This window comes from Chitinophaga cymbidii (assembly GCF_007992715.1).
In the GTDB taxonomy this organism is placed as follows: Bacteria; Bacteroidota; Bacteroidia; order Chitinophagales; family Chitinophagaceae; genus Chitinophaga; species Chitinophaga cymbidii.
Window position 1 is genome coordinate 953,943 of sequence record NZ_BKAU01000001.1, and the last position, 17,977, is coordinate 971,919.

Below are 17,977 nucleotides of genomic sequence, written 5' to 3' on the forward strand. Positions count from 1 at the left end.
CTGCCATTCAATAAATATAGCGCAAGATATTAAATCTATCTTTCCCAGAAAGGCGGCGGCTCAATACCCAGCGCCCGGAGATATACATACCCCTGCCCGCGGTGATGGATCTCGTTATCGATCCAGTAGAGGATGAACCAGTACACCTGGCCTTCATACATCTCAAAGGCAACGTCCGTTTCCTGGAAGCGTTGCGCCGGTATTTGCGGCCACAGGGCGTCCATCTCCGCCGTTGCTTCGTCCCAACGCTGCAGCAGCGCGTCCTTTGTGCGGGGCGGTTCCTTTTTCTGCGTCTGATTGTCTTCCACCAGTTGTTTCCATTTGCCGGTCAAAACGCCCTTAATGCCCGGCACTCCCATCAACAGCATTTCTACCGCAAGCTCGGCGAAGGGCCGCATGCCACCAACGGAAAAGGTAAATAACTGATCTTCCGGGAAAGCCTCGATCACGCGGCGCGTTAAACGGCGGTGTCCCTGCCAGTGTTCCAGCAATTGCTGCGAAGAAAGAATGTTGTGTTCCATGGTTATATGTTTTTTGTTTTGTCTGACAAAGAAAAAAGCGGGCTGCGACAACCTTATGTCAGTATGCTTTCCGGTACAATAAAAAAACTTTTCATTCGCCTCCAATAACGGTATGCCAGTTAAACTATACGATACAAGGGCCTTTACAGAGAAATTCATGCCTTCTTCAGCGCTGCGGCTTCTGTTCAAAGGCGATCTGACCCGGTTCTTCATTGTGCGGGTGGAGGATATATACCGGCATGTGAAGCACGCGGTGCCCGCCTCCCGCTCGGCCACCCACTGCTGCCTGTACCTCACCGAAGGAACCGCCAGCATGAAGATCGGCAGTGCAGCATACACGATCCGGCAGGGAGAAATGCTGTTCGTACCCGCGGGACAAATATTCTCGTTCCGGGAAGGCGAGGTGAACAAAGGTTATCTCTGCCATTTTCACCCCGACGTGCTGATCGGCAAATTCGGGCAAAGCGGTTTGTTGCAGGAATTCGGGTTCCTGCAGGTCTGGGGCTATCCTCATATCATACCCGACAGGCAAACGGCGGCGTTCATCTCACAGCTTTTCGGGCGCATCCTTTTCTATTATGAGGAGCGTGGACTCAAGAACCTCAACATTATTCAATCCTGCCTCATCACCCTGCTTTGCGAGGCGAACCGCGCGTATCAGCCCGCACCGGGAGCCGGCAGCGGTTCCGCTGTCAGTATCACCAACAGGTTCAGAGCGCTTGTCTTTTCCCATATCAAAACCAGGCATCGCGTAGCGGACTATGCGGCGATGCTGAACATTACACCCAATCATCTGAACAAGACTGTCCGCTCCGTTACCGGGAAAACACCTTCGCGGTGGATCGATGAAAGTATTGTGATGGAAGCGAAGGTGCTGCTGTACCAGACGGAGCTTTCTATCGGGGAGATCGCCGCGGAAACGGGACTGGAAGATCCTTCCTATTTCAGCCGGCTGTTCAGGAAGTATGAAGGCATGACGCCGGTGCAGTTCCGGAAAATGATTGAAAAATCCTGAAGATGGCATCATCCATCCTGATACGATCATCATTCTGACCCCATCTTTACAAATAAAAAATGTACGGTCCGTTATTATTCTTTCATTCCATTTTCCGTTGGCTGGTGCTGCTCAGCCTTTTGTATGGTGTGTTCCGGGGCTTTTCCGGATGGATGGGCCGGCGGCCTTTTACGCGGACGGATGATACCGTGCGGCATCTCACCGCCACCTTCGCGCATATTCAACTTACGATCGGCCTTGTGCTTTATTTTTCCAGTCCATTGATGGCATATTTCAGGTCGAATTTCAGCGAAGCCGTGCGCGAGTTCGATCTGTTGTTCTTCGGACTGATCCATATTATATTGATGACCTTGTCGGTCGTGCTGATCACGATCGGCTCCGCGGCCGCGAAGCGCCTGGACACCGACGCCCGGAAATTCCGCACAATGGCGCTTTGGTTCACAGTGGCATTGATCATTATTTTTATCGCTATCCCCTGGCCGTTCTCTCCGCTGGCAAACAGACCTTATATAAGATCATTCTGACCGGACAATCGGTTTAAATTGAATTGATTATCAATAAGTTGAAAAATTTTTCGGCGGGTAAAAACCTGCTGACATACTGCTGTCACTCCTGTGCATTCTCTTTGTATTGTACTTAAAAACACACACCATGATACAGGAAAAAACCGCACCCGCCTCCACGCAAACCTCCATCGCCACCCTGATGCAGAATTATGTGAACTACAACCTCTGGGCGAACACCACGCTGGTGAACTGGCTTCGCAGCAAACCGGCGGAAATGCTGGAACAGGAAGTAGCTTCCAGCTTTCCAAGCATCAAACTGACGCTCATCCACACCTGGCAAACGCAGCGTTACTGGCTTTCCCTGATCCGGAGAGATGAGCCGGATACTTTCAGCGGGTTTGAAGGAAGTGTGGAAGACATACTGGATATTATTGTGGAGCATTCGCAGGAGCTGGCGGATTTTGTGCAGCACGCGGGAGAGCGCGGCGTAACAAGCCGTACGCTGGTGGTGAGCCCCTGGTTCCAGAGCGATTTCCAGAATTTTGAATATATCATGCATGTGGTGAACCATACCACGTATCACCGCGGGCAGATCATCACGATCGGGCGGCAGCTGGGGTTCACGGACGCGCCGATGACCGATTATAACTACTATAATGTCTTCCGTCATGAAAAATAAATTTGCGTAAACGAAGCCGGTAAAGAAGAAGTAAGGGTTGACTAGATGCCGCTCTCCGGATGCTCTTTTATCAGCGCTTCCCACAAGGAAATGTAGTCGCTGACCGGCGCCTTTATCTGCATCATCTGCGCGATCATGCCGTAAATATCTTCCCGCGTTTTCCCTTCCTTGCGAAGGAACTGGATAGACGTGGCGCCGGCAGATTTGGAGAGCTTCCTGTCCCCGGCCTCCAGCAATAGCGGATGATGATAAAAGATGCTTTCCCTGAATTTTTCGTACTGCAATACATCCGCAAGATACAGTTGCGCCAGCGTAGACGGCCAGAGGTCTTCTCCCCGGACGATGAGATCGACGTTAAAAAAGCGGTCGTCCACCAAAGACGCGAGCTGATACGCGGGGAAGCCGTCTTTTTTCCTTACTACAAAATCCCGCATTTCCGCGGGCAATGTGCTGGCCAGGCTTTTTCCGCCGGGGATGCGGACGGTCAGTGTTTTTTCTTCGTTGGTGCGTAGCCGCCAGTTGAGATTTTTGCCGTCAAGGGGCAAATTTTTGTTGCGGCAGGTGCCGGGGTAGATGCCGTTTGAAATTTGTGCGCGGGAGCATTCACAGGCGAAGAGCATTCCGCTGTTTTTTAGTTGTTGCAGGGCTTCGTTGTAAAGCGGCAGGCGGTGGAGTTGGGAGTAGATGGACTGGTATTCGTGGTGATCACGGGGGCCTTCGTGCCAGGGTATCCCGAGAAAATGCAGCGTATCAAAAATATCCTGTACGTATTTTTCTTCCACCCTTTCCCTGTCCAGATCGTCTATGCGCAGCAGAATTTTTGCGCTCGCCTGTTGCGCGAGCGCGGCTGTCAACGCAAAAGAAAAAGCGTTCCCGAGATGCAAAAAGCCGCTGGGAGTGGGCGCCAGCCTGGTTTTGGTGATATGTTGCGGAGCGGTCATTTCCGCTGTAAAATACATTTTTGTGGGAGGATTTGGATAATTGGGATATTTGTTCATATTTTTGCAGCCCACTACGGAAGGATCGGTAGTTCAGTCGGTTAGAATGCCGCCCTGTCACGGCGGAGGTCGCGGGTTCGAGTCCCGTCCGGTCCGCAAAAGATCGAAAAAGAGATGGTTATCTGATCTCTTTGGAACGAAAAAGCCTGTAAATATTGAATTTACAGGCTTTTTTTATTTGCCCGCCTGAAATTTTCATATCAAATCACACTAACGGAATTTAACGTGAAAGGGTACCATTTCGGGTACCTATTCTGCTGTCGTAAATTAGGTACCCGAGCTGATAGAAGCTGTTTGGAAAAGTTTTAAAAAATTCTTTTAAAACCTGTGAGGTATGAAAATCAACGACAAACTTTCGGTGCTTTTTCTCCCGGAAAAGCCCAAAATGGACAAACAAGGGCGTGCGCCTATTTATGTTCGGATTACTGTAGAAGGTTCTCCAAGAGCAGAAATGTCCCTCGGGAAGAAAATTTATCCCGAGGACTGGAATCCGGAAGATGAATGTATAAACTTACACGCGAAGAACAAGGAACTGGCTTTGGTTAATACGATCATTAAGCAGTATCGGGCCAAACTGGAAACGGACTATTTCGTATTAAGTTCTCAAAGGGAGGTGGTGACATCTCAGATGTTAAAACATTACTTTAAGGGGGAGCAGGAGAAAAAAGAAGAAAAAAAAGAAGAAATTCTGCCAGAGGTTTATGAGCAGATTGATGAATATATTAAGGTAAAAAAGGGAAAGGTAAGCCCGAATACAATTTCCGTGTATGAAAATGTAAAAATCCACCTAAAAGCATTTGAAGCGTTCTCCAGCAAGCAAATCACGTTTAATTCTTTCGATTTTAATTTCTACGATAGTTATGTAGATTTTCTCACATACCACTATGTTCAAGCGCGGTTTAAGAAACCCGTGATTGGGCTTAAGCTAAATACCATAGGCAAAACAATCAAGCATCTAAAGGGGTTTATCAAGGATCGTGTTCGCCGCAAAATTATTGCTCCAATAGATCTGACTGATTTTAAGGTCCCAGATGAAGAATCAGACGCCATTTACCTCACGTTTAGCGAAATAGCCGCCATTTACTATACTGATCTTAGCATGTATCCAGACCTGATACAAGACAGGAACCGGTTCGTTGTTGCTTGTTTAACGGGTCTTCGTTTTTCCGATTTTTCAACGTTAGAAAAGCATAATCTAAGGAATGGTCTATTGTACAAGAAGCAAAATAAATCAGATCATTGGGTAGTAATTCCGGTTCGTGAAGAAGCATTGAAAATTCTGGAAGAAATTTTCAAAGATGATATTCCTGTTTCAAGCAATCCGGAGTTTAACAGGAATATTAAGATTATAGGGAAACTGGCTGGCATAAATCAACTCATAACGTTCAGATATAAAAAGGGGAATCAGGATATTGAGGTAACAAAAGCTAAATGTGATTGGATTACTTCGCATACTGGTCGCAGATCCTTCTGTACTAATGAGTTCTTGGCCGAAACGCCCGTGAAACTAATTATGATGATTAGCGGCCATAAAAAAGAGAAAGACTTTTATCGGTACATACGTATTAAACCAGAAGAGGCTGCAGAAATCCTTAAAAAGATATGGATGGCCAGAAATAGGATGCGGGCTTTTGCAGGTGACAATAACGTTGTGGGACAATTAGATTCGGGAAAGACGAATGAAGGTGAAATGGAGCCAATAAGAGAATTTGAATGTTAAATTGAATCAAAACGAATCAACAGGAACGAGTAAGGCTCTTGCAGTTGGGTTTCGCTCCTATCTTAGGGTTTTATATAAAAATCGGCTTTTAACACAAATAAATATTACATTATGAATATAAGCAATGTTGCCCCGACGGATGAAATAATTATGTCAAAGATTTATATAATAAGGGGGGAGAAAGTAATGCTGGATCGGGACCTGGCTCAATTATACGGTGTTGAAACCAAGCAACTGAAACGCCAGGTTAAAAGGAATATAGAGCGCTTTCCTAAAGATTTTATGTTTGAACTTTCGGACCAGGAACTTCGCGATTGGAGGAGCCAATTTGGCACCTCCAATGACGGTGACAAAATGGGGTTGCGTTATACCCCTATGGCGTTTACTGAACAAGGCGTGGCGCAGTTATCGAGTGTCCTCAATAGTCCACTTGCCATTAAGGTAAATATTCAGATCATCCGCATTTTTACTAAGATGCGCGAAATGTGGCTAACGCATAAAGACATACTCCTGAAACTGGAGGAACTGGAAAATAAAGTAGCAGGGCATGATCGGGAAATACAGGTAATATTTGATTACCTGAAAGAATTATTAAATCCACCGCAACCTCCACGTAGGCGGATAGGATTTAATGTAAAAGATGAGGATTGATTCAAATCCCGAGGTCATAACACAGACAAATAATGAATATCAAATGTTTGCCACTATTTAAATATTTTGGTAAATATTTGATTTTTAAATTTTACCATTCTTGAAGAAAATGACAAATATAAGTCAGTGATTAGGACTGGTAGTAGAACCGCTGGCGTGATGTGTAAGCAAAAATCATTGAGAGTACCCCCCACTGGCGACCTTGCGAGAGCAAAAAAAGGGGGCGATCACAATTCCCCTTGTAAAATTAATACCGTTACCAGATCAATATATTATTATTACAATTCCACTATGGCCAGGCGTGTATACTTAACTCTCGCTCCGTAGGGAATCGTAGATACTTTTCATGCGGCCCCATCCAGGAGGAATTATTGCCGGTATTTACTTTTACCCACTTTTTGTTATGGTGTCGTTCTGTAATAGTTGCCGGGTATATTATCCGGCTTTCTTCGCTTCCGGAAGGAGCAACCCACATAAGCCGAGTACCAATTGGAAGGTGGTTGATTTTCATGATCATTGAAATTATTATAGGGGTAATGAAACCAGATAATTAAAAGGACTTGGCGCTTACAATATTATTGGGGCGGCGCTGGCAATCTTCTAATGGTTGTAAATGGCTGCGGCGGCTGAAGAATCGTTATTTCTTTTTGACGCATTAATCCTTGTAATTCTGCCTGTCCATCCATTCCGATCAAAGAAAGTGCTTCTGCATAGGGTAATACAGATAGTAAATGATAATGAAAAAGAATCTTAGTGATAGCCGGCGTATAATCAATTACATAACCATATGTTCCCAATTGAGCCGGCAGATCCATAATTTCATGTCCGAATCCATCCACACGAGCGAAATGTTCGGCTACTGCTCTATCTGTCGTGAAAGAAAGAAACTGTAGTTGCTCGTGTGGCGGAACAGCAGTAACTGGATACTTCAAAAGCACCCCTCGGTAGATTTTCTCCGGGATGTACTCCATTTCATGTAACAGCTTCTGTGCTACGCTAATGATAGTAGTCATGTTGTTTTGTAAATAATTGTCTGCTGCGCCGGGGTTGAACGGCACTAAAGCATTGATCGACCAGTTGAAATAAATTGTAAGATCGCCCTTTATTTCACCGAGGGTTAATTTTGCTATTTGTCGCATAATATTTTGGATAGATATGAAATGATGCTCTGTATATGTAAGTGGAAGCGTGATCTGAAGGATATGGTATAGGTACCTTCAGGGTCTATTCTGACACGCGAGTTATTCTGTTCAATAAGAGCGGTTTGTTTGGCAATTTCAAAGGCGATTTTTGCTAAAGCGTGCTGACTAAGTAGTGCCGCGGCATTGCTATTAATAGGCATTCTACCTGTTTGTTCGAGTGCGGCATTGATGGCCGACAATAAATAAATCCTGTCTGTATTCAGACAGGCATTGTAAACTTTTTTCCAATTCTTAGGAGATAATTGCTTTTTCATGATAGTATGGCACGCTCTTTTGACCGGCGGCGTATGTCCGGTTAGATGAATGTAGCATTGCGCATCAGTTTGACACTGATGGCTGAAACTCAAACTGGAATTAGAATCGAAGGGAAAGACCCGGTTGGTCAGTATGTGGAGGTCTATAAATGTCGGAATGAGAAAGCTATCTTATTTGTTACTATTCAGGTATTTTCTGCCATAAGCGACAACGAAATCTTCGAAACAAGTGAACCGGCTGTTTGATTCGGAACTAATAAATGTATCCCATTCAATGATATGACCATATTCTATGCAGAATCTTATGGCGGCAGCAGGAATTAAATCCATCAGCGCGTGAAGCGAATTAATTTTATGATGTTTGATCTCCTCCGTCAGATTATAAGCCATGATGGAAGCTATTAAGGCTACTTCATTCGGATCGTCAGCAGGCACAGAAGGTGGCCCATCATGAGGTAAGACTTGTATGCCTGGCATTTGAAAGACGGCGGCATGAAGTTGTGGTGTGGTATAATAAACACCTAGCCACCCTTGCATATCCATGAGTCCTTGTTGATATGCATCAGCTTCTTTCTGTGTATCAAATGTTGCAAACATTTCCGGAAGCATCAGTCTTTTGAGCCGTCGGGCAATTTTTTTCGCTGATGTGGTGCAGATAAATACATTCTCTGCATTTTCTCCAAATACGCCGTGGACAGCGAATTTAATGCTGCCATCAGGAAGTTTCATTTTTGTACTCATAAGTAAATGTTTAAGAAAGTGAGTAAAATTGTAGTTGTAAATTCTCCGAGGAAGGGGAAAGCATATTATTCGTCTTCTAGCGAGTATACCGCTATTATTTCTATGATTTCGGGAGTAATATCAAAGTGGATATCGGCGCCCTCTTCGATCGCTTGCTGTAGTTCTTTATTAACCGGGATGGATTGAATGAAATAATCTTCCCCAAAGGTCGCCCTACATTTTTCCCAGCTATCCGGGTCATAGGGTATGAAACCATCAGCGAAACATATCAGGTGATGATGCGGCGGTGTCCTGCCTATCAGGGCGGAAGTCATGAGGTAAATGTTGTTTTCTTTGACCAGCCAGATAGTAGGACAGCTATGCTCGGCGTATCGTTTGATGTCCACATTTGGATAATTCAAATTGTAGCTTTTGCCTGTATCTCTTTCATAAGCGGCAACCATTTCTGCGAACGTTGCTCTGAAAGTCGTTGCCTTCGATGTACGCTTGAATAACCCTTTCAGACGCACGTTTCTAAAGATGAGTCTTGCCATATGCAAATGTTTTATTGTGTTAAAAATGAGAAGAAAGTTCTTCTTGGAAGTGGAGATGTGGTTTTACAGTGCAGGCTGATAAAGGAAAATAATGCTCAACGCTGCTTTTTATAGGGGATGCCGTATCCCAGCTGGATTAATTTTTTTGCGGCTAATGTAAAATCACCGTTACATTCAAGTATTGCAAATACTGCGGATGGCTTATACCCCTTCCATCTCTCAAAAGCAGTACTGGTGGTTAATACCGTAAACAGACCTAATTCATGGTGAAAATCTCCGGACGTGTCGTGTTTTGTATCTCCCGGGCGCCTGAAAATGGTTTTTACGTTCGTCGATGCAGTGATCTGCCAGTTATGTCGTAGGAGTAGCGCAATCACGTCACCACGTTGGTTATAGTCTTCAAAGGGGCTTCCCGCCGGCGGACAGGGATGGGTTTTATGCTTTTCGGTACGTAGCCCAGGGGCTATTTGATGAAAACGCCTGGCTATCGAAAAAAGCCTGTCCTGTTGTTCCATTGTGATAAGCGGCAGAGAGCATAGATCCTGCTGTAAATAAGTATAGCCCGGTGTTGGAGGAACGACAATAATACTGCCTTCTGCGCAAGATTCAATAAGCACTTTGACTGTTTCATTTGGTTGTATCAATCTTTCTGCTTTCGCTGTGGGCCTTTGTGCCAAATGCTGGCTCCTTGTTGGTTCTTCACATCTGTAGTACCAGTGAAATCCCCCGGAGCGCGTTGTTGCTTTTGCAAATTTTCTTGATTTTAGGCCGAAGACTTCATTCATAGCGTTTTGAAAACCATCATGTAACGTTCCCGTCAGATCATTTTTTATATCCATATCGATTCCTACAAAGTTCCCACTGACTTCCCCACATACAATGCCAATGCCACAACTGTCAGATCGTGAGAACATCATTTCCAGCTCATATATGGTCGGCGGACGTTTGCGATATTGATTCCATCTCCAAACCGGCTTTTTCACCGCGTTGACGGCCACAACCGAAAAACCCAATGCGTTGTATTGAAGCGCAGCGGTCAATAGATCGTTCATTATGGTTGTTTAATCGGCGACTGTACAGATTCTCATTCCAGAGTTGACCGTATTATTCGTTTTTGAGCTATTATCACCTTTGTTGAACAATAGGTTGTCTGGAATCAATGGTAGATATAAATTCGACGGCAGATGTATGAAAGCATTTCTATATTTCATACGCATTTTTCCTGATGAAGTTGAATTTTTTGCTATTATGGGCTATTAGTTTTTCGATTGATCTTTTTTTGAATTGATAGACGCGGGCGATCATTCGTATGTCATCTGCAGAAAGATGATGATAATCCAGCTTCCATTCCTTGTCGCGCCTTGAATTTGGGAACGTGCAGGAATAGAGGCTGTAGGTAATCGTCGAGCTTTGTGTTGCCATTTGTTGCACAATTAAGTTGGGAAATGATGCAAAGTGCCGCCTGTCAGCGGTGAGAACTGCCTTTCATTTGTTTCCATAAGCCCAACCGCAGCTTTACAATATTCACCATCGTGTTTACATTGTTGTTGATAGCCTGCGCCTGTGGAATATAGCTTTTGTCCTTCCGCACTTTCTCAATGCTCTCGTTCAGCACTTGCATCAGTTGATCGCCCACACTTAACTGACTTTCCATGATCCGTTGCAATTCGGTGGGCGGATGCTGTGAGTGCTCCATTCTGTTTACTCTGTCGAAAGGTTCCCAGTAAGATAAAAATGCCGTTACTGCTTCTATTTTTCGCTCGAAAAGATTCAGATTGGTTTGGATGGTACACTTATCCTGCTCTTCATCTAGCACGCAGCGCTGTATGAAATGGATCTGTCCGGCGTACAGAAAAGTCTTTCCTTCCAATTGTTTTAATTGTGCGCTAATTTTCTTGTTGTCCATAAATGGTTCTTTTTAAAGTGATTTGTTTTCTTTTAATTTCAAGCAATGTCTTATTTGATTGTAGCAAAGTCCTAAGAGCCGTATTTTTAGGGGAAAGGATTCCCGCTATATAGTTGTCAGATAGCGTCTGGATGGACGCTGATGCATTTCGCTTTGCCAACGCCGCGTCAGATAACAGTTCCAGGTTGTCAATGGTGAGATTATTAGGGTTGCCATCTTTAAAGACAACATTTGTTCTCGGCGGAATTTTGCCATAGGCTTGTTCCCATGCCCAACGGTTCCAATGCACAAAAGTGCCGTTGTATTTAATGACGGGGAATTTTCTGCCAGTATTTCTGTGATTCCAATATCGTATCTCGCCTTCAGGCGTACGTCCCCTTTTGTTCCATGCTTTAAGTGGGCATATAGCAAATCTTCCGGCCAGTACGTTCCTAGCGTGGATATTCCTTTGTTCCTTCAAGGTTCGCTTTAATCCCAGGTAATTCCGCTTTTTCTCTATGTGTTTTTTCGTCCAGGGTTTCACTTTAGGCCATTTTTTTTGAAAAATTTCCGCTAATTCACAATCTCCTATCATTCGGTAATGATCGACGAGGTACCGCACTTGCAGTTTCGTGAAATATTCGAGCTGAAGCCGCTTTAGTCCTAATTCATAGCAAATCCTGCGAACAGTCCCTATGTTAATACAAAGAAAGTCGGCCAGCTGTTGGTTATTCGAAAACCGGTGATAATGTGTTGTTATAGCTTTTGGGATACTGCTGCGAACTGTCGGCGGTGATTTTTGAATATCATTTGCCCTACGGCAACTGTTAGAACGTTTCTTCATTGATATAAATAATCTGGGTGATAAATAATAAGTGAGGGATAGATGCAATAAGAAAGATGTGCAGGATGGAACGCGCGTGTTAGAAATTGTAATTCAGGGTAGGCTTCCGGGCCTTTATCTGCCAGGATTGATTGTTTCTTTCCCGGAATCCGGGCTCTAACTTTGCATTCGCCTTTTTTAAAATAAGCCCTTCATACAGATCAGTTTGGATGATTTCATTATAAAGTTCAGAATAGTTATCAAGGTATGCCGGCGCCATGAATACATTTTCTACCTGTGTAGCTATAAGATGGTTAAAAATGATCATGTCGTTTTCAGACACAAAACCTCTGCTGGTGCCAAACAGCTCGTATAATAAAGTCAGGCGACTTTCAAAAGTTACGCCGATCAGGTAACGTCCTCTCCAGACAAGGATATCCCAAATGATAAACTTATGATTAAAAGGTTTCCCATTTTCGCCATATTTATTTTTGTTGAGATACTCGCCACACAGGACCATATATTTATCGCTGTCATTGAGAGCTGTATACTGGATGGGATTTTGTAGTGATAACTCTTCGTTTTTCCTGTTAAAGAGTTTGTATTCACTTTGGCCGTTAATGAATAGAACCGCGCAACTGCCATTATACTTAGGTTGAGCGATCCATTCCTTCCCCAATCCACTTAGCAACCCGGGGGCAATGGCCACTTCCGCCCGGGGTGGATAGATATACTTAAAGTCCGAATATTGTTCAAAGATGTTCATGATAGTAATTTTTAACGCATGGAAACGATAGGAGCAATAGCGTAGAACAGATCAGTCATTTGCTCCCCGTATTGTGCCAGGGTGTCGATCGTACCTTTTTTTACGTTGACAGTTTCTTTCGCTTCGATCAATACAGCCAGATCAGCCTCCGGTATTCCTTCCGCATTTTGCAGGGCATCAGAGATCACCTCAATATGTTTTTTTAGAATTTCCTGGTTGAACAGATATTCCGTATCACTTTCAATGACACCCGGAAAATTTTCAGCAATGATTGTCGCGACATCGTCTGTCATTTTAGGATAGCGATCCTGTATACTGACTGTCACATCACCCAATTTAAAAGAGCCAATATTTCTGCCCTGTTTTTTGTATTCCTCTAAATAGAGATCACGGGCTTTGTCCTTAATAAAGCCTTCTTCAATACTCAATTTTGCATCCCAGTTTTTACATTGTGATTTTGCTTCTACATAAGCTTTCACGTGCTTCTCCAACTCCGGGGTAATTGTCAGTGATATGACTTTACTTTTGGTTTCTTTGACTGGAGTAGTTTTTTTTGCGGATGTAAAAAGATTGGCTTTTACGGTAGTTTTACTTTTTTGCATGACAAAATTTTTAAAGTTTGAAAAAAGCTACCCGCTACTTATGGCTCAGGGCATAAAGTCCTAGTCCTCTATTGAGAAAAGCGCGCATTGCTCGTGAATGTAATGATGTGACTAGGCGAGTAAGCCGGGAGGTAGCGGGTAGATATAAAAAGGGGGAAGTGTATAGAATGCGATCAGGAAGCCATTTTCTTGACAGGTGTGTCTATCTTTTTGCGGGTTTTGTTTTCTTTTTTGGCAAGATCAGCTTTCATTTCTTTCAGTATGGCTGTTTCCTGGCTCCTGCGCAGTTGCCGTTTTTTCGCGATTTCTGCTTGTTCCTGTTCAAAATCAGCGATGGGGATTACCCCTAAGCTTTCAGCCATCTGGCGGAACATATACCCGCCTTTTGTATTAGGAAGGTTAAAGCTGTACTTATGAATCATTATTTGCCGAATAAGATAAGTGATCTGCGGTTTCGTTAAGGTCAGCAGTGCATGGCCGAATTTTTCAGGACTGGCGATATCTTCTAAACCCGCTTTACGAAGTGCTTTCCTGACTTGTCGCTGCCCTTCATAGTTGAGGCTTTCAAACAGCAGGAATAAAGTAAGCAGATTGTCTGATTTCCCAGCTCTTGTGGGAATGGCCTGAAGCGATTTATCTTCTTTCACCTGCTGAACGATCTTTTTATGAATTTTTTCCTGATCGAGTTCCACGGCTCTAATTTCTCGCTGTTGGATCTCCTTTATACGTGCTGCTACGTCTTCCACGGTAGGATTCCCTTGCTCAATAGCCTTTTTGGTGACTTTTTTTGTTTTTTCCTTAGACGTCAATTCGACATAAATATACCTGCCGGTATCCCGGTCATTATGGGAGTATAGTACCAACGCTTTTTTGAATTTTCCTATAGCGATATTATCCTCGAAGGTTTTCATTTCTTTTTCGAAATTCGCTTCGGCATCTTTGAACATTTTCTTTATTACGGTAACTTTTTCTCCTTTCATGTTATTTTGGAAGGACTTCCAATCCGGCGCTTTCGGTGGTGTTATTTTTCGGCAATCATCGCCATATCCCAATTTCAGTAGCTCCACCCCCTCTTCTTTCATGTGGTTTACCATTTCCGGCACGCCGTAGCCATCGTAAACCAGTACGGTGGTGGGGTCGTTTAACACTTTTTCTGTTTCCCCTTTCAGGTAAAGCGATGTCTTATTCTTTAAACAAGCGACATGATTACAGTGTGGGTATTTTTGATCTTCAGGAAAAAGGGAAGCGGTGGCGGAATTAAAAGGACATCCCATGCACGATCCTGCCTTTTTATCCAGTTCCGCGTCGTTGAGGTCAAAAACCACCCTAGTGAGGTCTCCCTTGTATTTATTGATCGTATGATGGGTGATAGAGATCTGCGGATTTGCTTTTCTGGCCTCATCTTTATCTACCTGGTTCTTGTAAAGCTCTTTCTGTGCCTCTGCTGGCAGAGTGCAGATAAGCAGGGCAGTACTAATAAATATTCCGTTTTTCAGAAAGAGCGTTTGCCATTGCTCTGTAAGATCATTGAGTTTTAGCTGCTGGCGGACAAAATGCGGCGTTTTACCAATGGAGTGGGCGATGTCCTCCGTTTTCATTTGTCGTTCATCAATGAGAAATCGAAAGCCTAGAGCTTGTTGCATGGGATGTATATCCTGGCGCTGGATGTTCTCGATAAGCTGAATGACCTTTACTTCTTCATCGGTGATGTCCGCATTTTTGATGATAGAACGGATCTCTTTGAATTCAAGTTGCAGTGCTGCTCTGTAACGCCTTTCACCAAAGATGATCCTGTAACCGTTTTCAAATGGTTTTAGCATGATAGGTTGCAGCATACCAATTGTTTTGATGGATGCTGCCAACTCATTAATTTCTTCAAAAGTCCGTCGCGGTTGGTTGGGATCTGAAGAAATTTTGTCAACCGGTACCAGCACACCATTCCCAGTTGCTGGTTGCATTGTTACTTCCATTTTTGTCGTGTTTAATTGTTAAGAAATATTCAAAAATCAAATGAGGCTTGTTGTGTGGGGGATGTGGAGCTACGCCCCACTTTAGGAGTTTCTTTGATTTCTTTTGTTGTTATGCTCATTTTTTGTTTAAGCAACTCCCGTCTTTTTTTGTAGATGAATTGTCGCAGCCGGTTAAGTGCGTGCTGTAGCCATTCTGTAAGCTCTCGGGGTGCTTTTACTTCATTCCAGTGATCTTCCATAAAAAGGTTCTCCAGTGTCCGGCAACTCAAATGCGTATAGATATCCACCCAATCGCTATTCATCGGGGCTTCAAGGGTTCTTGTATAGAGATAAATCACGCACTCTACATCGGTGGCTGATTGTTGTTTTTTCATGAGTGCAATCATTCTTGCCATGGAAACCTGCGCCAGTAGCCTTTGTGGTATTGTATCAGCCCATAGCTGGCTAAATGTGAGAACCGGCGCGGTAAGGGCGTCCATTATATCAAAGATGTAATTACCTTCCTGTTTCCGTTTCTCATTTTTTACTACAGGAGCCTGATCCGTTCCAAATAGCTTGGGTTGACCAGTTTTGCTGTTCGTCCTTTTCATAATAAGCTAGCTTTATCATTATTAAGTTGACAAGAGTGATTCTTGTAGCCGGAATTCGCATTAGAAAGAGTAGATAGGTTAACTATATAAAATGTCAGGAACTAGGAATATGATTTTTTAGATATAGTATGGGTGTTTTATTTTTTTCAATTCAAGAATTGATTGTTCATCCCAGTTTTTCATTCCTCTTTCAAGTTTGTCCAGGTATTTATATATAATGTCCTTGTCTTCAGGAAAGAGCATACCTGTTTGTATATCGGTTACAAATGTCAACTCTCTTTTAACAATTATTAATTCAACTGAAGGGGGCAGAGTGCCATATTTACGGATCAACTGTTCTAAATATATTCTAGCTTCCTGAAGGCCCAATTTGGAAAACTGATTAGTATAAGAAGTCATTATACCGTACGGCTTTGCCGGTAACGGAAAGTATTTTCTTTCTTTACTAGCGTACACTTCATATAGATTATACGTACGGAATTTCATTTCATACAATTTGATGAGTTAAACAATTGGGTTTCTCGTTATATGATTCAGGGTTATGTCAGGCGAAGAACTCATTAACCTTATCCAATATCTGTTTTGCTTCCAGGGCTTTTTTGCTACGCAACAGATCGTCATTCCGGAGCAGTTCAGGATCGATTAGCAGATGCTTCATGCTTTCGATGGTTTCCATTACATTTTCATCCTGTGTAAAATTCAGACGGGGCAGGATGTCTATGAGTTCACTTATGTTGGCTACCAGGCTGTCCCGGAAGATCGCTTTCTGTTCTGACAGTTTCTCGACCATATGCCCAACCGCTTCCCTGATCCTTACCCAGATGTTTCTGGTAGCCTGTGAGATTCTGGTATTGAGCTCTGTTTCAATCTGGTGTTTAAGTACAGAGATCTCCTTCTGGTCTATTTCCAGTCTGAAATCCGTCGTGTCGGAAATGGTCATAAAACTGATCTGGATAGCAAACTTGGTTCTGACATCGGAGATGGGGGGATAGTCGCTTTCCTGGAACATGCCATTCAGCCGCTGCCGGGCATCTTCCTTTAAGTGAGGATACTGTGTAATAAAGCTGTCTACCGCACTATGGAACTGATATTTGAAGTCGTTGTACTTAGCGATAAACTCGAAATAGTTTGTTGCCGGAAGCAGTCGATCGCCGTTGTCCCCCCATGGCAGGGTGTTCTCGTATAGAAAGCTACGGGCGGCGCCGGCAATCTTTTGGATTTCCTTTAATTCATTTTCTGCTATCAGGATCTTATTGAAGCGGCCGGCGTTGCGGGTATTGTGCGCTTCCTCTATTTTCTGTGACACCTTGCGGTCATACTTACGCGCACACCATTGGCTTATGGTCAGGTTGACCAGCAAGGCTTTTTCTGGTAAACTTTTCATGATGAAGGATGTTGGTGATAAAATATGTTAGGTGATCTGTATGGTTTCCCCAAAGGGAGGAATAAAGGTGGCTTTTCCGAACTGGGCCCAAAGCACGGGATATTCCGGTTCGGAAGGAAAACGGCGACATTCACCGTCTGTCAGGTACACTGCTACTTTGGGTTGCAGGTCGTTTTCTTCGATATAGGTGAAGCCGGGACGGAAATCTGTCCCCCCGCCGCCATAAGGGTTTAACTGAATGGGGGTGTCGGGTTCTATTTCCTGTACTCCCTGTACAATGGTGTCTACATAAATGATCTGTAAAGAAAGGTTAAACGTTGTAGCGATATCCTGCGCTTCAGCTGCGAATTGATTCAGTAAAGTGCGATTAATACTGCCGGAAGTATCTACCAGCAATATGACCTTACCCGTCTCCAGTGCTTCCAGCGCTGGAAGGTATAAATCACAATGGATATGACGGGGAGAAGGCTTTTTCCATGTATAGTCATTACGATTCGTTTCACTTAAAAATCTTGACAGCACTTCCTGCCATGCTATACGTGGACGTAGCAGATCTTCAATAAGCCTTTGAACAAAGGCGGGCAATTTTCCCTGTCGTTTCGCTATCATGGCTGATTGCACAAGAGCCTGTTTGACCTCGGATTCAGTTTCCTGCATAGTCGTACCTGTAAGCAGGGTGTCTTCTACATCGCCGGTGCCTCCATTATTGTTACCTGAAGCATCCATTTGTTCCTCCGGCACTGGTAGCAGGTTATATACTTGTTCGGCGCTCATATTCCTGTATATGGCATTCGTTAAATATCCCTTTGGTAATTGAAAACCTGCGTCGATCAGTAAAGGATTGATAGCGTAATCGCAAGCGTGATTCCACTTTACTTTGTCCCTGTGTCCCCTGCGTGTATGGTGCAACATGGCGGTATGCATGACTTCATGCGCGATCATACCCTTTAGTTCTTCCAAAGTCAGCTGCTCAATATAAGCGGGGTTGTATTTGATATACTTGCCATTGGTGGTAGCGGTAGATTGCGTGGTATCAGGCAGGAATTGCATTCTTTGCGCAAGTGAAGCAAAGAAGGGCTGCACCAGGATGAGCTGTACCTTCGCTTTGATTATTTTTTCAGAAGCATTCATAACATG

At 43.8% G+C, this 17,977-nt stretch carries 21 protein-coding genes and 1 tRNA gene; 6 read left to right on the forward strand and 16 right to left on the reverse strand.

Annotation, left to right across the window (positions count from 1 at the left end):
- Positions 1-35 precede the first annotated feature (35 nt).
- Entirely contained in the window at positions 36-521 is a 486-nt protein-coding gene (locus CCY01nite_RS03655; RefSeq protein ID WP_146857936.1) for a DinB family protein, read from the reverse strand.
- 112 nt (positions 522-633) lie between these two features.
- Here CCY01nite_RS03655 and CCY01nite_RS03660 point away from each other — a divergent pair, with 112 nt between their 5' ends.
- The 3 genes from CCY01nite_RS03660 to CCY01nite_RS03670 all read left to right on the forward strand — a co-directional run bounded on the left by CCY01nite_RS03660 (position 634) and on the right by CCY01nite_RS03670 (position 2,721).
- Positions 634-1,536: a helix-turn-helix domain-containing protein gene (locus CCY01nite_RS03660; RefSeq protein WP_146857937.1), complete on the forward strand. Its 903-nt coding sequence runs from the start codon at positions 634-636 to the stop codon at positions 1,534-1,536.
- Between the two features lie 59 nt (positions 1,537-1,595).
- Positions 1,596-2,060: a hypothetical protein gene (locus tag CCY01nite_RS03665; protein ID WP_146857938.1), complete on the forward strand. Its 465-nt coding sequence runs from the start codon at positions 1,596-1,598 to the stop codon at positions 2,058-2,060.
- 127 nt (positions 2,061-2,187) lie between these two features.
- Positions 2,188-2,721, forward strand: coding sequence for a DinB family protein (locus CCY01nite_RS03670; protein ID WP_146857939.1), 534 nt, complete (start codon positions 2,188-2,190; stop codon positions 2,719-2,721).
- 41 nt (positions 2,722-2,762) lie between these two features.
- On the opposite strand, the gene CCY01nite_RS03675 is transcribed toward CCY01nite_RS03670, so the two are convergent.
- A complete protein-coding gene (locus tag CCY01nite_RS03675) occupies positions 2,763-3,680 on the reverse strand; it encodes a glutamate--tRNA ligase family protein (protein WP_222614302.1) in 918 nt (305 codons plus the stop codon).
- Positions 3,681-3,741: 61 nt separating this feature from the next.
- Between CCY01nite_RS03675 and CCY01nite_RS03680 the strand changes: the two genes are divergently transcribed.
- The 3 genes from CCY01nite_RS03680 (at position 3,742) to CCY01nite_RS03690 (ending at position 6,090) form a co-directional block, all read left to right on the forward strand.
- Positions 3,742-3,815, forward strand: a tRNA-Asp gene (locus CCY01nite_RS03680).
- A 238-nt stretch (positions 3,816-4,053) separates the two neighbouring features.
- The gene (locus CCY01nite_RS03685; protein WP_146857940.1) at positions 4,054-5,439 is read left to right on the forward strand and encodes a site-specific integrase; all 1,386 of its coding nucleotides are present in this window, start codon (positions 4,054-4,056) and stop codon (positions 5,437-5,439) included.
- Between the two features lie 111 nt (positions 5,440-5,550).
- Positions 5,551-6,090: an ORF6N domain-containing protein gene (locus CCY01nite_RS03690; protein WP_222614303.1), complete on the forward strand. Its 540-nt coding sequence runs from the start codon at positions 5,551-5,553 to the stop codon at positions 6,088-6,090.
- Positions 6,091-6,665: 575 nt separating this feature from the next.
- Here the strand turns inward: CCY01nite_RS03690 and CCY01nite_RS03695 are convergent.
- From CCY01nite_RS03695 to CCY01nite_RS03760, 14 genes are all read right to left on the reverse strand, one after another.
- A complete protein-coding gene (locus CCY01nite_RS03695) occupies positions 6,666-7,229 on the reverse strand; it encodes a hypothetical protein (RefSeq protein ID WP_146857941.1) in 564 nt (187 codons plus the stop codon).
- Entirely contained in the window at positions 7,217-7,546 is a 330-nt protein-coding gene (locus CCY01nite_RS03700; protein ID WP_146857942.1) for a hypothetical protein, read from the reverse strand. The genes CCY01nite_RS03695 and CCY01nite_RS03700 overlap by 13 nt, the downstream gene beginning before the upstream one ends.
- A gap of 171 nt (positions 7,547-7,717) precedes the next feature.
- A complete protein-coding gene (locus CCY01nite_RS03705; protein ID WP_146857943.1) occupies positions 7,718-8,287 on the reverse strand; it encodes a hypothetical protein in 570 nt (189 codons plus the stop codon).
- 65 nt (positions 8,288-8,352) lie between these two features.
- Positions 8,353-8,820, reverse strand: a complete 468-nt coding sequence (locus CCY01nite_RS03710; RefSeq protein WP_146857944.1) for a DUF3085 domain-containing protein — start codon at positions 8,818-8,820, stop codon at positions 8,353-8,355.
- Positions 8,821-8,915: 95 nt separating this feature from the next.
- Positions 8,916-9,872: a bifunctional DNA primase/polymerase gene (locus CCY01nite_RS03715; protein WP_146857945.1), complete on the reverse strand. Its 957-nt coding sequence runs from the start codon at positions 9,870-9,872 to the stop codon at positions 8,916-8,918.
- Positions 9,873-10,285: 413 nt separating this feature from the next.
- The gene (locus CCY01nite_RS03720) at positions 10,286-10,726 is read right to left on the reverse strand and encodes a hypothetical protein (RefSeq protein ID WP_146857946.1); all 441 of its coding nucleotides are present in this window, start codon (positions 10,724-10,726) and stop codon (positions 10,286-10,288) included.
- A complete protein-coding gene (locus tag CCY01nite_RS03725; RefSeq protein WP_146857947.1) occupies positions 10,707-11,549 on the reverse strand; it encodes an HNH endonuclease signature motif containing protein in 843 nt (280 codons plus the stop codon). The genes CCY01nite_RS03720 and CCY01nite_RS03725 overlap by 20 nt, the downstream gene beginning before the upstream one ends.
- Positions 11,550-11,628: 79 nt before the next feature.
- Positions 11,629-12,294, reverse strand: coding sequence for a DNA ligase-like domain-containing protein (locus tag CCY01nite_RS03730; protein WP_146857948.1), 666 nt, complete (start codon positions 12,292-12,294; stop codon positions 11,629-11,631).
- A gap of 11 nt (positions 12,295-12,305) precedes the next feature.
- Positions 12,306-12,896, reverse strand: a complete 591-nt coding sequence (locus tag CCY01nite_RS03735) for a hypothetical protein (protein WP_146857949.1) — start codon at positions 12,894-12,896, stop codon at positions 12,306-12,308.
- Positions 12,897-13,069: 173 nt separating this feature from the next.
- Positions 13,070-14,866: a ParB/RepB/Spo0J family partition protein gene (locus tag CCY01nite_RS03740; RefSeq protein WP_146857950.1), complete on the reverse strand. Its 1,797-nt coding sequence runs from the start codon at positions 14,864-14,866 to the stop codon at positions 13,070-13,072.
- Positions 14,867-14,895: 29 nt separating this feature from the next.
- Positions 14,896-15,456 carry a hypothetical protein gene (locus CCY01nite_RS03745; RefSeq protein WP_146857951.1) on the reverse strand — a complete coding sequence of 187 codons (561 nt, stop codon included), beginning with the start codon at positions 15,454-15,456 and terminating at the stop codon, positions 14,896-14,898.
- A gap of 117 nt (positions 15,457-15,573) precedes the next feature.
- Positions 15,574-15,942 (reverse strand): hypothetical protein, encoded by a 369-nt coding sequence (locus CCY01nite_RS03750; RefSeq protein ID WP_146857952.1) that lies wholly within the window; start codon positions 15,940-15,942, stop codon positions 15,574-15,576.
- Between the two features lie 58 nt (positions 15,943-16,000).
- Positions 16,001-16,840, reverse strand: coding sequence for a DUF3150 domain-containing protein (locus tag CCY01nite_RS03755; protein ID WP_146857953.1), 840 nt, complete (start codon positions 16,838-16,840; stop codon positions 16,001-16,003).
- A gap of 27 nt (positions 16,841-16,867) precedes the next feature.
- A complete protein-coding gene (locus tag CCY01nite_RS03760) occupies positions 16,868-17,971 on the reverse strand; it encodes a vWA domain-containing protein (protein WP_146857954.1) in 1,104 nt (367 codons plus the stop codon).
- Between the last annotated feature and the right edge of the window lie 6 nt (positions 17,972-17,977).

Bases quoted from the DNA above. Each gene is read 5' to 3' on its own strand.
- CCY01nite_RS03675 (WP_222614302.1), bottom strand. From the start codon at position 3,680: ATGTATTTTACAGCGGAAATGACCGCTCCGCAACATATCACCAAAACC.
- CCY01nite_RS03745 (WP_146857951.1), bottom strand. From the start codon at position 15,456: ATGAAAAGGACGAACAGCAAAACTGGTCAACCCAAGCTATTTGGAACG.
- CCY01nite_RS03730 (WP_146857948.1), bottom strand. From the start codon at position 12,294: ATGAACATCTTTGAACAATATTCGGACTTTAAGTATATCTATCCACCC.
- CCY01nite_RS03740 (WP_146857950.1), bottom strand. From the start codon at position 14,866: ATGGAAGTAACAATGCAACCAGCAACTGGGAATGGTGTGCTGGTACCG.
- CCY01nite_RS03700 (WP_146857942.1), bottom strand. From the start codon at position 7,546: ATGAAAAAGCAATTATCTCCTAAGAATTGGAAAAAAGTTTACAATGCC.
- CCY01nite_RS03725 (WP_146857947.1), bottom strand. From the start codon at position 11,549: ATGAAGAAACGTTCTAACAGTTGCCGTAGGGCAAATGATATTCAAAAA.
- CCY01nite_RS03750 (WP_146857952.1), bottom strand. From the start codon at position 15,942: ATGAAATTCCGTACGTATAATCTATATGAAGTGTACGCTAGTAAAGAA.
- CCY01nite_RS03755 (WP_146857953.1), bottom strand. From the start codon at position 16,840: ATGAAAAGTTTACCAGAAAAAGCCTTGCTGGTCAACCTGACCATAAGC.
- CCY01nite_RS03760 (WP_146857954.1), bottom strand. From the start codon at position 17,971: ATGAATGCTTCTGAAAAAATAATCAAAGCGAAGGTACAGCTCATCCTG.
- CCY01nite_RS03685 (WP_146857940.1), top strand. From the start codon at position 4,054: ATGAAAATCAACGACAAACTTTCGGTGCTTTTTCTCCCGGAAAAGCCC.
- CCY01nite_RS03690 (WP_222614303.1), top strand. From the start codon at position 5,551: ATGAATATAAGCAATGTTGCCCCGACGGATGAAATAATTATGTCAAAG.
- CCY01nite_RS03665 (WP_146857938.1), top strand. From the start codon at position 1,596: ATGTACGGTCCGTTATTATTCTTTCATTCCATTTTCCGTTGGCTGGTG.
- CCY01nite_RS03655 (WP_146857936.1), bottom strand. From the start codon at position 521: ATGGAACACAACATTCTTTCTTCGCAGCAATTGCTGGAACACTGGCAG.
- CCY01nite_RS03715 (WP_146857945.1), bottom strand. From the start codon at position 9,872: ATGAACGATCTATTGACCGCTGCGCTTCAATACAACGCATTGGGTTTT.
- CCY01nite_RS03705 (WP_146857943.1), bottom strand. From the start codon at position 8,287: ATGAGTACAAAAATGAAACTTCCTGATGGCAGCATTAAATTCGCTGTC.
- CCY01nite_RS03735 (WP_146857949.1), bottom strand. From the start codon at position 12,896: ATGCAAAAAAGTAAAACTACCGTAAAAGCCAATCTTTTTACATCCGCA.
- CCY01nite_RS03710 (WP_146857944.1), bottom strand. From the start codon at position 8,820: ATGGCAAGACTCATCTTTAGAAACGTGCGTCTGAAAGGGTTATTCAAG.
- CCY01nite_RS03660 (WP_146857937.1), top strand. From the start codon at position 634: ATGCCAGTTAAACTATACGATACAAGGGCCTTTACAGAGAAATTCATG.
- CCY01nite_RS03670 (WP_146857939.1), top strand. From the start codon at position 2,188: ATGATACAGGAAAAAACCGCACCCGCCTCCACGCAAACCTCCATCGCC.
- CCY01nite_RS03720 (WP_146857946.1), bottom strand. From the start codon at position 10,726: ATGGACAACAAGAAAATTAGCGCACAATTAAAACAATTGGAAGGAAAG.
- CCY01nite_RS03695 (WP_146857941.1), bottom strand. From the start codon at position 7,229: ATGCGACAAATAGCAAAATTAACCCTCGGTGAAATAAAGGGCGATCTT.